This is a genomic window from Pseudomonas sp. CDFA 610, assembly GCF_021147865.1.
In the GTDB taxonomy this organism is placed as follows: domain Bacteria; phylum Pseudomonadota; class Gammaproteobacteria; order Pseudomonadales; family Pseudomonadaceae; genus Aquipseudomonas; species Aquipseudomonas alliivorans.
Map to the genome: position 1 here is coordinate 114,668 of NZ_JAGTPM010000008.1, position 13,705 is coordinate 128,372.

General features: G+C 59.7%; 10 protein-coding genes. 3 read left to right on the forward strand and 7 right to left on the reverse strand.

The window, feature by feature from the left end; genetic code table 11:
- Positions 1–219: 219 nt before the first annotated feature.
- Positions 220–1,383, forward strand: coding sequence for a type III PLP-dependent enzyme (locus KDX39_RS16290; RefSeq protein WP_099226681.1), 1,164 nt, complete (start codon positions 220–222; stop codon positions 1,381–1,383).
- A gap of 38 nt (positions 1,384–1,421) precedes the next feature.
- Here the strand turns inward: KDX39_RS16290 and KDX39_RS16295 are convergent, their stop codons facing one another.
- Together KDX39_RS16295 and KDX39_RS16300 are read right to left on the reverse strand one after the other, a co-directional pair.
- Positions 1,422–2,219 carry a tetratricopeptide repeat protein gene (locus tag KDX39_RS16295; protein WP_231661063.1) on the reverse strand — a complete coding sequence of 266 codons (798 nt, stop codon included), beginning with the start codon at positions 2,217–2,219 and terminating at the stop codon, positions 1,422–1,424.
- Between the two features lie 2 nt (positions 2,220–2,221).
- Positions 2,222–2,902 (reverse strand): Fe2+-dependent dioxygenase, encoded by a 681-nt coding sequence (locus tag KDX39_RS16300; RefSeq protein WP_231661064.1) that lies wholly within the window; start codon positions 2,900–2,902, stop codon positions 2,222–2,224.
- A gap of 214 nt (positions 2,903–3,116) precedes the next feature.
- Here KDX39_RS16300 and KDX39_RS16305 point away from each other — a divergent pair, with 214 nt between their 5' ends.
- A complete protein-coding gene (locus KDX39_RS16305) occupies positions 3,117–5,369 on the forward strand; it encodes a TonB-dependent receptor (protein WP_231661065.1) in 2,253 nt (750 codons plus the stop codon).
- A gap of 142 nt (positions 5,370–5,511) precedes the next feature.
- Positions 5,512–8,052: a sulfite reductase flavoprotein subunit alpha gene (locus tag KDX39_RS16310; protein WP_231661066.1), complete on the forward strand. Its 2,541-nt coding sequence runs from the start codon at positions 5,512–5,514 to the stop codon at positions 8,050–8,052.
- A gap of 62 nt (positions 8,053–8,114) precedes the next feature.
- Here KDX39_RS16310 and KDX39_RS16315 read toward each other — a convergent pair whose 3' ends face one another.
- From KDX39_RS16315 to KDX39_RS16335, 5 genes are all read right to left on the reverse strand, one after another.
- A complete protein-coding gene (locus KDX39_RS16315) occupies positions 8,115–9,089 on the reverse strand; it encodes a peptide ABC transporter ATP-binding protein (protein WP_004887877.1) in 975 nt (324 codons plus the stop codon).
- The gene (locus KDX39_RS16320; RefSeq protein ID WP_210070705.1) at positions 9,089–10,057 is read right to left on the reverse strand and encodes an ABC transporter ATP-binding protein; all 969 of its coding nucleotides are present in this window, start codon (positions 10,055–10,057) and stop codon (positions 9,089–9,091) included. The genes KDX39_RS16315 and KDX39_RS16320 overlap by 1 nt, the downstream gene beginning before the upstream one ends.
- Before the next feature lie 10 nt (positions 10,058–10,067).
- Positions 10,068–10,979, reverse strand: a complete 912-nt coding sequence (locus KDX39_RS16325; RefSeq protein WP_024687674.1) for an ABC transporter permease subunit — start codon at positions 10,977–10,979, stop codon at positions 10,068–10,070.
- Between the two features lie 10 nt (positions 10,980–10,989).
- Positions 10,990–12,000 carry an ABC transporter permease subunit gene (locus KDX39_RS16330; RefSeq protein WP_004887871.1) on the reverse strand — a complete coding sequence of 337 codons (1,011 nt, stop codon included), beginning with the start codon at positions 11,998–12,000 and terminating at the stop codon, positions 10,990–10,992.
- Positions 12,001–12,071: 71 nt separating this feature from the next.
- Positions 12,072–13,667 carry an ABC transporter substrate-binding protein gene (locus KDX39_RS16335; RefSeq protein WP_210070706.1) on the reverse strand — a complete coding sequence of 532 codons (1,596 nt, stop codon included), beginning with the start codon at positions 13,665–13,667 and terminating at the stop codon, positions 12,072–12,074.
- Positions 13,668–13,705 lie beyond the last annotated feature (38 nt).

Here is a 13,705-nt window from a genome sequence, read left to right on the forward strand (position 1 = left end):
TTCACGCCCTAAAGTTCGCGCCGAACGTCCATGCTGGAAACGATCCATCCGGCTCAAGTACTGACGACGAGACAGCAAGGCCAGGAAGGCAAGCCCTTCAGTGGCCTTTTTGCTTTCGGCGACATGCCTTGGGAAGTAGGCGAACCAAAGTGGGGATACGGAGGACGTTCATTTGCACCCATTTACCAATTCCGTTTGCCAGACAGGAGTTCCAGCAGCATGACGATCAATGTCGAAGACTACTACTCAGCCGAAACCTTCAAGAAAATGAAGTCGTTCGCTGACAAGCAAGAAACACCTTTCGTGGTCATTGATACCGACATCATCAGCAAGGCCTATGACGACCTGCGTGCAGGCTTCGAATTCGCCAAGGTCTACTACGCTGTCAAGGCCAACCCGGCAGTCGAAATCATCGAGCTGCTGAAGAACAAGGGTTCGAGCTTCGATATCGCGTCGATCTACGAGCTGGACAAGGTCATGAGTTGCGGCGTGACCCCGGACCGCATGAGCTACGGCAACACCATCAAGAAATCCAAGGACATTCGCTACTTCTATGAGAAGGGCGTGCGTCTGTTCGCCACCGACTCCGAAGCCGACCTGCGCAACATCGCCAAGGCTGCGCCGGGCTCGAAAGTCTATGTACGCATCCTGACCGAAGGCTCGACCACGGCTGACTGGCCTCTGTCGCGCAAATTCGGCTGCCAGACCGACATGGCCATGGACCTGCTGATCCTGGCCCGTGATCTGGGTCTGGTGCCTTACGGCATCTCGTTCCACGTGGGTTCGCAGCAGCGCGACATCAGCGTCTGGGACGCCGCGATTGCCAAGGTCAAAGTGATCTTCGAGCGTCTGAAAGAAGAAGACGGCATTGTGCTCAAGCTGATCAACATGGGTGGCGGCTTCCCGGCCAACTACATCACCCGTACCAACAGCCTAGAAACCTATGCCGAGGAAATCATCCGCTTCCTGAAGGAAGACTTCGGTGACGACCTGCCGGAAATCATCCTGGAGCCAGGCCGTTCGCTGATCTCCAACGCCGGTATTCTGGTCAGCGAAGTGGTACTGGTTGCGCGCAAGTCGCGTACCGCCGTCGAGCGTTGGGTCTATACCGATGTGGGCAAGTTCTCCGGCCTGATCGAAACCATGGACGAAGCCATCAAGTTTCCGATCTGGACCGAGAAAAAGGGCGAGATGGAAGAAGTGGTCATTGCCGGTCCGACCTGCGACAGCGCTGACATCATGTATGAGAACTACAAGTACGGCCTGCCACTGAACCTGGCGATCGGTGACCGGATGTACTGGTTGTCGACCGGTGCGTACACCACCAGCTACAGCGCAGTGGAATTCAATGGCTTTCCGCCATTGAAGGCCTTCTACCTGTAAGCGCTTTGCCGTTTGGCCTGCCTGAGGTGCTTCGCGCTTCAGGCAGGCCGTGCAGAGAGTTCACGCAACGCCATGCGGTCCGATTCGTCACCGATGGCGGCTGCGCGCTTAAAGTAATCAGCGGACATGCGCCGAATGTCCGGATGCGTCGCATCAAGCAGCACCTTGCGTCCCACTCTCAGGAAATTCAGATTTCCTCCCGTCAACGCCTTCTTCAGCCAGCCCAGCGCCTGTTCGATGTGTCCCTGTTCTGCCAGCACGGTTGCATGACTGAACTGCCCGCGAAAATCCCCGCCTTCGGCCGAGCGCCTGTAGCATTCGTGCGCTGCTGATACATCACGTTGTCCCGTCACTCCCTCCTCCAGATAACGCCCCAACAGGTTCATTGATTTGGCGTGTCCCTGGTCTGCGGCCTTGCGATAACAGTCCACGGCCTGCCGGTGATCCTGTTCAACGCCGCGCCCTGTTGCCAGCAGGTTGCCCAGATTGTAGAGCCCCCAATCCAGTCCCTGTTCGGCAGCCAGCCGGTAATGCAGCGCTGCCTGCATCGGATCGGGTGCGCAGCCCCAACCGTGCTCGAAGCAGCGACCCAGCATGTTGCGGGCCATCGAGTGGCCCTGAGTGGCGGCGATCCTGAACCAGGTCATGGCCAGCGTCTGATCGCGCTGAATACCTCTGCCGTCGAGCAGGATCTGGCCCAACAGCGCATGCGCCTCGACGTTGCCCTGGGTGGCGGCAGCGAGAATCGCCTTGGCTGCCTGCGCCGGGCTTTCTTCAAGCATTGCCTGCAGGTCGTCGATGTCCAGCAGTTCCTTGCGGGCAAGATTCCAGCTCATGTTCAGACCTCGACCCAGCGGCGCAGCAGATTGTGATAGGTGCCGGTCAGCTGGATCAGCGATGGGTGATCGGGCACCTCCAGGGTGAGCTGCTGGATGGCGGTATCCATCTCGAAAAGCAGGGCACGCTGACTGTCCTCGCGCACCAGGCTCTGGGTCCAGAAGAAGGAGGCGTAACGTGCTCCGCGCGTCACGGCGTTGACCTTGTGCAGGCTGGTGGCCGGGTAGATCAGCAGGTCGCCAGCGGGCAGTTTGATCTGCCGGGTGCCGAAGGTGTCCTGAATCTCGAGCTCGCCGCCGTCGTAATCGTCAGGATCACTGAAAAACAGCGTGGACGAAATATCGGTGCGTATACGCTCGGCCCCGCCAGGCGGCTGACGTACCGCATTGTCGATGTGGAAATCGAAGTTGCCGCCTTCCCGGTAACAGTTGAACAGCGGCGGAAAAATCCTGTGAGGCAGGGCCGCAGACATGAACAGCGGGTTGCCCCACAGCCGTTCCAGCAAGGCTGCACCGATTTCCCGGGCCAGCGGATGCGCTTCAGGCAACTGCAGGTTGTGCTTGGCCTTGGCCGACTGAAATCCAGCAGTGATTTTTCCATCCGCCCAATCGGTCTGCGCCAGTGCTTCACGGATGCGGGCGACTTCATCGCGATCAAAGACATCAGGGATATGAAGAAGCATCAGAACACCGAAAGGGTAAAAGATTGCGAATGGTAGTGATTCCCATTGTCGCTGTACATGCTTGTTTCAGGCTGAATCGAATCTTCCGTGAAAGTTTTGTGAACAGAATGTGCAGGAATAATATATTTTCGTAAATGTTAATGTATCTCAATTGCTACCGATACGTGTTTGCACTATATTCCGCCGCCTCGACTGCCTTGGGGGAGGATTTACAATGTCACGTCAAACACTGTCGCTTCACACCGGTTCGCAACGCTCGATTGCTTCTGCGGTCGGGGTTGCCATCGCGGCGATGTCTGCTGCGCACATGGCTCATGCCGCTGAAAACACGGACGAAAAGGCCTTGTCGCTGGGAGCGACGAACATCAACGGTGAGCAGGCCGACACTTCTTACCGGTCTGAAGATTCGGCCTCGAAGAAGTACACCGCACCGCTGCGCGACACGCCGAAAAGCGTGACCGTCATCCCCCGTCAGGTCATCAGTGACACGGGTGCGACCACTCTGACCGAGGCATTGCGTACCACGCCAGGCATCACCTTTGGCGCAGGCGAGGGCGGCAATCCCGCTGCCGACCGGCCGATCATTCGTGGTTTCAACGCTGAAAGTGACGTGTTCATCGACGGCATGCGTGATGTGGCAGCCCAGTCCCGCGAGATGTTCAACATCGAATCCGTCGAGGTCAGTAAAGGCCCAGGCTCAGCGTTCACTGGGGCCGGCTCCACCGGCGGCAGTCTGAACCTGATTACCAAGGGCGCTCATCTGGGTAACGCCTACAACGGCGGTTATACCTTTGGCTCCGACCAGACCCAGCGCTACACGCTGGACGTCAACCAGCAGATGACCGACACCTCGGCGTTTCGCCTGAACCTGATGAAGCATGACGCCAATGTCGCCGGGCGCGACAACGTGGAGACCAGCCGCTGGGGCGTGGCACCTTCGTTTGCGTTCGGTCTGGGTACCGATACCCGTATAAAAGTGGATTACTACCACCTTCAGACCGACGACATGCCCGACTACGGCATCCCGCTGACGTCCACGCCGGGCCGCAGCAAGTACATCGTCGACAAGCCGGCCAGTGTCGACAAGAGCAATTTCTACGGCCTGACCGGTCGCGACTACCGCAAGAGCAGCAACGACAGCGGCACCGTGCGCATCGAGCACGACCTGAACGACAGCATGACGCTCTCCAACAGTTTCCGCATATCGCGCTCGACGCTGGATTACGTGGTCACCAACCCGGATGACAGCCGTGGCAACGTCGCCAATGGCAGCGTGTCGCGTTCGGCCAAAAGCCGTAACTCGACGTCCAGCGGCTTCGTCAACCAGACCGACCTGACCAGCAAGTTCGACACCGGCTTTATCAGCCACAGCCTTGTGACCGGTGTCGAGTTCTCCTATCAGGACACTCATAACCGTCCCTACACGATCACCAATGCCAACGGCAGTGCGATTGCCAGCACCTGCTCGGCGGCGTTGTTCAGGTCAGGTAACTGCACCAGTCTTGCCGACCCGTCGCCGAAAGATGCCTGGAACGGGCTGATTTCCGACAGCCTGGCGTACACCGATACCGACACCAAGACCAGCGCTGCCTATGTGTTCGACACCCTGACTTTCAATGAGCAGTGGTCGCTGAACATGGGCCTGCGTTACGACCATTACGACACGCGCTCCAGCGGTTTCGCGACGGCACGTGGCGCAACGCCTGCGGCCAACTTTGATCGCCAGAAGACCACCCGGCTCTGGAACTACCAGTTGGGTGTCGTCTACAAACCGGCTCCAAACGGCAGCGTTTACGCTGCGCTGTCCACGTCCAGCAACCCGTCCGGTGAGACCAGTGGCAACGGTGGCCTTGAACTGGCGGCCAACAACGCCGACCTCGACCCGGAAAAGAACCGCAACTACGAGCTGGGCACCAAATGGGACTTCTTCGGTGACGACCTGTCGCTGACTGCAGCCCTGTTCCGTACCGACAAAACAAATGCGCGGATCACTGACCCGGACAACACCACCTTTCAGGTACTCGACGGCGAGCAGCGCGTTCAGGGTGTGGAGTTCACCTATGCGGGTAACCTGACCAGTCGCTGGAAAGTGTATGGCGGTTACACCTATATGGAGAGCGAGCTGGTCAAGACCACGCTGGCGGCGGACAAGGGCAATCACATGCCCAATACACCGCGCAACAGCTTCAACCTGTGGTCCACGTATCAATTGATGCCCAAACTGACCGTTGGCGGTGGCGCGACGTACGTCGATTCGCGTTTCGGTAACGAAGCCAATTCGGTCGAAGTCCCGTCTTACTGGCGTTACGATGCAATGGCCACGTACGCCTTGACCAAAAACGTCGACCTGCAGCTCAATGTCCAGAACCTGACCGACAAGCGTTACTTCGATCAAGTGTTCCAGACGCACTACGCGCACGTCGCTGCTGGTCGCACCGCCTTGATGAGCGCCAACTTCCACTTCTAGGAAGCGGTGCGAGGCAGACCCCGCTTATTTCGGTAGGCGGGGTTTTTCTGTATAAGGCCGCAGCGCCGCATGAAGACAGACGAAACAGGCGACGCCTCCGATCAGGATGGGCGTCCGGGCAGGCGGGTGAGGGTAGCGAGTGTTGAAGAAGGTATTGTTTCAGCTGCACTGGTTCTTCGGAATCACCGCAGGGCTGGTGCTGGCCTTGATGGGCATCACCGGCGCGCTGTATTCGTTCGAGGACGAAATTCTCGATGCGCTCAATCCGAACGTGCTGCTGGTCCAGCCGCAGGGCGAGACCCTGCCGCCTGTTGAGCTGGTCCGCCGACTGGAGTCTGCAACCGGACTGACCGTCGCCATCCTCCGGGTCGAGACCGTCGGTAACCGGGTCGCCCAAGTGTTTTTCACACCCCGCCCGGGCGAGCGACGCGGCCCCAAACGCAATTTCGATCCTTATACCGGCGAGCTGAAAGGCGACGGGATGGGGGAGGATTTCTTCGACTTCATTCTAAGATTGCACCGCTTTCTGGCCATGGGCGAAGTGGGCAAGCAGATCACTGCGGCGTGCACGCTGGTGCTGGTGTTCTTCTGTCTGTCCGGTCTGTATCTGCGCTGGCCGCGCAAGGCACTGAAATGGCGTGTCTGGCTGACGCTGGACTGGGCGAAGAAGGGGCGCAGTTTCAACTGGGATCTGCACGCTGTTTTCGGCACCTGGTGCCTGCTGTTCTATCTGTTGTTCGCCATTACCGGTCTGAACTGGTCGTACGACTGGGTCAGCAATGGCCTGAACCGCTTGCTGGGCGACGCCCCGGCCGAGCAACGCAAAGGTGGTGGCGGTCGTGGCCCAAACGGAGGCAAGGATTCACCGTCTGCGCCGCTCGCAGTCGATTACGTGGCGATCTGGGAAAGCCTGCAAAAGACTGCAGGCCCGGGGCTCGCTGCCTATAACCTGCGTCTGCCGTCAGCGGGCGGTCAGCCAGCCACGGTTTTCTACCTGCTCAAGGATTCACCTCATCCGCGTGCGCTGAGCAGCGTCACCCTTGATTCGGCAAACGGAGCGGTCAGTTCGGTTTCGCGTTACGCCGAACGCAGCCTGGGTGCGCAGTTGCTGATCAGTAACTACGCACTGCATGTCGGCAGCTACTTTGGCATCGTCGGTCGAATCATCATGACCGTTGCGTCGTTGATGATGCCGCTGTTTTTCATCACTGGCTGGCTGCTGTATCTGGATCGCCGACGCAAGAAACGTCAGGTCAAGGCCGCGCGAGGAGATGTATCGACCAGTGCAGAGCCTGATGCCGGCGCCTGGTTGATCGGGTTCGCCAGTCAAAGCGGGTTCGCCGAGCAACTGGCCTGGCAGACTGCGGGGCAGTTGCAGGCAGCGGGCATGCCGGTACGGGTGCAGCAGCTCGGTGAGATCACCGAGCAGGACCTGATCGAAAGCCGCAACGCCCTGTTCGTGGTCAGTACCTTCGGTGACGGAGAAGCGCCGGACAGTGCGCGTGGTTTTGAACGCAAGCTGCTGGGTCGCCCGCTGTCGCTGGGGGTCCTTAATTATGCCGTGCTGGCACTGGGTGACCGGCAGTATCAGCATTTCTGCGGTTTTGCTCATCGCCTGCATGACTGGCTGGCCGAGCGTGGCGGCAGCACCTTGTTTGCCCCGGTCGAGGTTGACAGTGCCGACCCCGCTGCCTTGCAGCGGTGGCAGCAACACCTTGGACAACTGACCGGCGGGACGCCGACAGCGCTTTGGCAGGCCCCGGTGTTCGAGAACTGGACGCTGAACCGACGAGAACACTTGAACCCCGGCAGCACCGGCTCGGGCGTCTATCTGTTGGACCTTGTCGCCCCTGGCGAGATGCACTGGCAGGCGGGTGATCTGGCCGAGGTATTGCCGCGCAACAGTGAGGTAAGCGTACGGCAGTTTTTGAGTGGTCTGGGCATTGATCCTGCTACCCCTGTCAGTGTGGACGGCTTGCAGGAACCCGTCGTTCAAGCATTGGCGACCCGTCAGTTGCCACAGCATCGAGCCCATCTGGTGGGCTATCACGCTCAGGCGTTGATCGATGCGCTGGTGCCCGTGTCCGCACGCGAATACTCCATCGCCTCGATTCCCGAGGATGGCTGTCTGCAACTCATTGTGCGTCAGGAGATTCATCCTGATGGCAGCCTGGGACTGGGTTCCGGCTGGCTGACCGAGCACGCCGCATCAGGCAGCGCGATCAGTCTGCGCCAGCGCCGCAACAGCAGCTTCCACCTGCCAACCGAGCCGGTCCCCCTGATCCTGCTGGGCAACGGCACCGGGCTTGCGGGGTTGCGCAGCCTGTTGAAAGCGCGCATCGCCCAAGGCCAGACGCGCAACTGGTTGCTGTTCGGCGAGCGTAATCGCGAGCATGATTTTCACTGCAGCGCAGAGCTGCAAGGCTGGCTGGAATCGGGTGACCTGACACGACTGGATCTCGCGTTCTCGCGGGACCAGGCAGCGAAAGTCTATGTGCAGGAACTGCTGCGTGAAGCTGCTCAAGACCTGCGCACATGGCTGGACGACGGCGCAGCGATTTACATCTGCGGCAGTCTGCTGGGCATGGCGTCGGGCGTGGATCAAGTGTTGAACGAAATGCTCGGCGAACAGGCCGTAAGCGAGCTGGTAGAGCAGGGGCGGTATCGGCGGGATGTGTATTGAGTGTGCTGGCTGCGGTGATCGTGCCCACGCAGAAGCGTGGACACGATTATCACAAGGCAGAATCACGCTGCGACGAACTGCTCCGCGTAATGACAGGCTACCTGGCGGTTATCCACCAGACGCAGTTCGGGCACATCTGTGGCGCAGCGCTCGGTCGCGTACGGGCAGCGCTTGTGGAAGGCGCAGCCGCTTGGCGGGTTGAGCGGGTTGGGCAGTTCGCCGACGATCTTGATCTTGGGTTTCAGCGGATCAGGATGGATGGTCGGGGTCGCTGACAGCAACGCCTGAGTGTACGGGTGCAGCGGACGGTTGTAGATCTCTTCCTTGGGACCCATTTCCGCTGGCCGACCCAGGTACATCACCAGCACGGTGTCGGCGACATGACGCACCACCGACAGGTTGTGCGAGATGAACACGTAAGCCGTGTTGAACTCCTGCTGCAGATCCATGAACAGGTTCAGTACCTGAGCCTGAATCGACACGTCCAGTGCCGACGTGGGTTCATCTGCTACAAGCACTTTCGGCTGCAGCATCATTGCCCGAGCCAGTGCGATCCGCTGACGCTGACCACCGGAGAACATGTGCGGATAGCGCTGATAGTGCTCGGGACGCAAGCCGACCTGAGCCATCATCGCCTGCACTTTCTCGCGGCGTTCGCTGGCAGACAGGTTGGTGTTGATCAACAGCGGCTCGCCGAGCTGATCACCGATCTTCTGCCGAGGGTTCAGTGAGGCGTACGGGCTCTGGAACACCATCTGCACGTCCTTGCGCAATTGCTTGCGCTCGGATTTGCTGGCACCCGCCACTTCCTGACCGGCGATTTTCAAAGAGCCGGACGACGGCTCTTCGATCAATGTCAGTGCGCGGGCCAGTGTGGACTTGCCACAACCGGACTCGCCCACCACAGCCAGGGTCTTGCCCGCTTCGAGTTCGAAAGACACGCCGTTGAGCGCGCGCACCAGTGCCGTGCCTTTGAACAGGCCGCGAGAGACTTCGTAATGACGGGTAAGGTCGCGGGCGGTAAGTACGACGCTCATTACGCCACCTCCTGATTCAAGGGATAGAAGCAGCGCGCAAGGCTGTGAGCCTTGGGGTCCAGCGCCGGACGCTGTACGCGGCAGTTTTCCTGCACGTAAGGGCAGCGTGGCGACAGCAGGCAGCCCTGCGGACGGTCATAACGGCCAGGAACCATGCCCGGCAGCGTCGCCAGGCGCTCGGCGCCCATGCTGTGCTCGGGAATTGCCGCCAGCAGCGCTTCACTGTAAGGATGCGCCGGTACGTCGAACAGACCGGGCACCTGACCGACTTCAACGGCCTGACCTGCGTACATAACGCAGACCCGCTGAGCCGTTTCGGCAACGACCGCCAGGTCGTGGGTGATCAGCACCAGCGCCATGTCCTGCTCTTTCTGCAGGCTCAGCAGCAGCTCCATGATCTGCGCCTGAATGGTCACGTCCAGTGCAGTGGTCGGTTCATCGGCGATCAGCAGTTTCGGCTCGCCGGCAATCGCCATGGCAATCGCGACACGTTGACTCATACCGCCTGACAGCTGATGCGGGTAGGCATTCAGGCGTGCAGCGGCGCCAGGGATTTCGACTTTTTCCAGCAGTTCCAGAGCGCGCTGACGTGCAGCCTTGCCGGACATGCCCAGATGCTGACGCAGCACTTCTTCGATCTGGAAACCTACGGTGTAGCTGGGGTTCAGCGCGGTCATCGGGTCCTGGAACACCATCGCCAGGTCTTTGCCGATAATGCGGCGACGCTGGCGGGAATTCAGTTTGGTCAGGTCCTTGCCGTCGAAGTTGAGCGCGTCGGCAGTGATGATGCCGGGTGCGTCGATCAGGCCCATCAGCGCCATCATGGTCACGGATTTACCCGAACCCGACTCGCCTACGATGGCCAGAACTTCGCCTTTCTCGACACTCAGGGACAGGCCATCCACGACGGGTACGGCCTTGGCGTCGCCGAAGCGGACGTTGAGATTCTTGATTTCAAGCAGTGACATACGAATCTCCTCAGGCGGCGTTCTTGAGTTTCGGGTCCAGCGCATCGCGCAGGCCGTCGCCCATCAGGTTGATTGCCAGCACGCTGAGCAAAATGGTCAGACCGGGCAGGCTCACGACCCACCAGGCGCGTTCGATGTAATCGCGGGCCGAGGCGAGCATGGTGCCCCACTCAGGCGTCGGCGGTTGTACGCCAAGGCCCAGGAAGCCCAGTGCCGCAGCATCGAGAATCGCCGACGAGAAGCTCAGGGTGGCCTGAACGATCAGCGGCGCCATGCAGTTGGGCAGCACGGTGATGAACATCAGGCGCGGCAGGGTTGCACCGGCCAGACGTGCAGCGGTCACGTAGTCGCGGTTCAGTTCGCCCATCACCGCAGCGCGGGTCAGGCGGACATAGGACGGCAGCGAGACAATCGCGATGGCGATCACGGTGTTGATCAGGCCAGGGCCGAGGATCGCCACGATGGCAACTGCCAGCAGCAGCGAGGGCAGGGCAAGCATGATGTCCATCAGGCGCATCACCGAAGGACCCAGAATGCGCGGGAAGAAACCCGCCAGCAGGCCCAGCAGGATGCCGGGAATCAGCGACATGACCACCGAAGACAGGCCGATCAGCAGCGACAGGCGCGAGCCCTGAATCAGGCGCGACAGCAGGTCGCGGCCCAGTTCGTCGGTGCCGAGGATGAACTGCCACTGGCCGCCTTCCAGCCATACCGGCGGGGTCAGCAGGAAGTCGCGGTATTGCTCGCTCGGGTCATGCGGCGCAACCCAGGGGGCGAACAGCGCGCAGAACACGATGATGATCATGAAGATCAGGCCGGCAACGGCACCTTTGTTTTTGGAGAACGCTTGCCAGAACTCTTTGTACGGGGACGGGTAAAGCAGGCTTTGATCGACTGCTACCGAAGGAGTAGGTGTGCTCATATCGATGATCTCAGCGCTGGTGACGGATGCGTGGATTGGCAAAGCCGTAGAGGATGTCCACCACGAAGTTGACCAGGATCACCAGGCAGGCGATCAGCAGAATGCCGTTCTGAACGACCGGATAATCGCGGGCACCGATGGCTTCGATCAGCCACTTGCCGATGCCCGGCCAGGAGAAGATCGTCTCGGTCAGTACTGCACCGGCCAGCAAGGTGCCAATCTGCAGGCCGAAAACGGTCAGGACCGGAATCAGTGCGTTGCGCAGGCCGTGGACAAACACCACGCGCGCAGGCGACAGGCCCTTGGCCCTTGCGGTACGCACGTAGTCCTCACGCAGCACTTCCAGCATTGATGAACGGGTCATCCGGGCGATGACCGCCAGCGGAATGGTACCGAGCACGATGGCCGGAAGAATCAGGTGATGCAGGGCATCAAGGAATGCGCCTTGCTCATCGCTGAGCAGGGTGTCGATCAGCATGAAGCCGGTCACCGGCGGAATGTCGTAAAGCAGGTCGATCCGGCCGGACACGGGCGTCCAGCCCAGCGAAACCGAGAAGAACATGATGAGGATCAGGCCCCACCAGAAAATCGGCATGGAATAGCCGGCGAGGGAAATCCCCATGACCCCATGGTCGAACAGGGACCCTCGCTTGAGTGCGGCGATCACTCCGGCCAGAAGCCCGAGGACGCCTGCGAAGATCAGGGCTGCCAGCGACAATTCGAGGGTTGCCGGGAACAGTGAGGTGAATTCTGTCCAGACGCTGGTGCGCGTACGCAGCGATTCACCGAGGTCGCCCTGAGCGAGCTTGCCGATGTAATCGATGTACTGGGCATACAGCGGTTTGTTGAGGCCAAGGCGTTCCATGGCCTGAGCGTGCATTTCCGGGTCAACCCGGCGCTCGCCCATCATGACTTCCACAGGATCGCCCGGAATCAGGCGGATCAGTGCGAACGTCAGCAGGGTAATGCCGAAGAAGGTAGGGATCAGTAACCCCACCCGGCGGGCAATAAAACTAAACATCTTCTGGTGTACCTCATCAGCCGGTCAGGCATACCGCCCTTGCTCTTGTGGAGCGCAGGCGGTGGTTTTTTCTACTTCACCCCGGTCGTGGTGAAGTTGTTATTGGTCAGCGGGCTGATATGAAAGCCTTCGACATTTTTGCGCATTGCCACGAACAGCTTCGGATAAGCCAGGCTGATCCAGGGCTGTTCCTGATTGAACACTTTTTGAGCCTGCTTATAGAGGGCAGCCCGCTCGCTCGGTTCGGTAATTTTCCGGGCTTCGGTAATTGCCGCTTCAAACTCCTTGTTGCACCAGCGGGCGTAGTTCTCGCCATTCTTCGCTGCATCGCAGCTCAGGTTGGGCGTCAGGAAGTTGTCCGGGTCGCCGTTGTCGCCGGCCCATCCTGCGAAGACCATGTCATGTTCGCCCTTCTTGGCGCGCTTGAGCATTTCGCCCCATTCCATGATGCGAATGTCCAGCTTGATGCCTACCTTGGCCAGGTCCGACTGGAGCATCTGTGCGCCCACCATCGGATTGGGGTTGGTCACCGCGCCGCCGTTGCGGGCGAACAGGGTAAACACCTGACCCTCGGGTACGCCAGCTTCCTTGAGCAGAGCACGAGCCTTTTCCGGGTCATAAGGCGTGGCCTGACTCTCGGTGTCGTAGCCCATCATGGTCGGTGGGTATGGGCCTACGCCTTCGGTGGCCTTGCCTTCGCCAAACAGCGCCCTGATGTAGGACTTCTTGTCGAACGCCAGATTGATCGCCTGTCGCACGCGAGCATCGCTTAGGTACTTGTGCGAAGTGTTGATCGCCACATAGCTGGTCATCATGGACTCCATCTCGTCGATCTTGAGATTGGGGTCCGCTTTGATGTTGGCAATATCGTCAGGTTTTGGATAAAGCGCAACCTGACATTCATTGGCCTTGAGCTTTTGCAGGCGCGTGTTGTTGTCCAGAGTGATCGCGAAAATCAGCGCTTCACTGGGAACCTTGCCTTTCCAGTAATCCGGGTTGGCTTTATAGCGGACCTGGGCATCCTTGGCATAGCGCGTCAGGATGAACGGACCGGTGCCGATGGGTTTGCTGTTGAATTCGCCGGTCTTGTTGCTCTTGAGCAACTGGTCCGCGTACTCGGCGGAGTAGATCGAGGTGAACGGCATGGCCAGATCACGCAGGAATGGCGACTCGGGGCGAGTCAGGGTGAATTTCACCGTGGAGTCGTCGACTTTCTCGACGCTCTTGAGCAGGTTCTGGAAGTCCATGCTCTCGAAATAAGGGTAACCGACCAGCGAGAGTGCATGCCACGGGTGCTTAGGGTCCAGTTGACGCTGGAAGCTCCAGACCACATCGTCGGCGTTCATTTCGCGGGTGGGTTTGAAATAGTCGGTGGTCTGGAATTTCACACCTTTGCGCAGCTTGAAGGTGTAGGTCAGGCCATCGGCGCTGATGTCCCAGCTCTCGGCGAGGCCTGGAACCGTGTCAGTGGTGCCGGGGGTGAAGGCGACCAGACGTTCGAGAATGGTTTCTGCCGAGGCGTCTGCCGTGACGGCGGTCGTGTACTGCGCGATATCGAAACCTTCAGGGCTGGCTTCTGTGCAGACCACCAGCGGTTTGGCCGAGACGGTTGCAGCAGCGCTGAGCAGCGCAATGGCGATCGAAGCGCGGAGTGATAGCAGTTTCAATAGAAGCCTCCTTGATGCAATGCGAAACGGCGACCGGC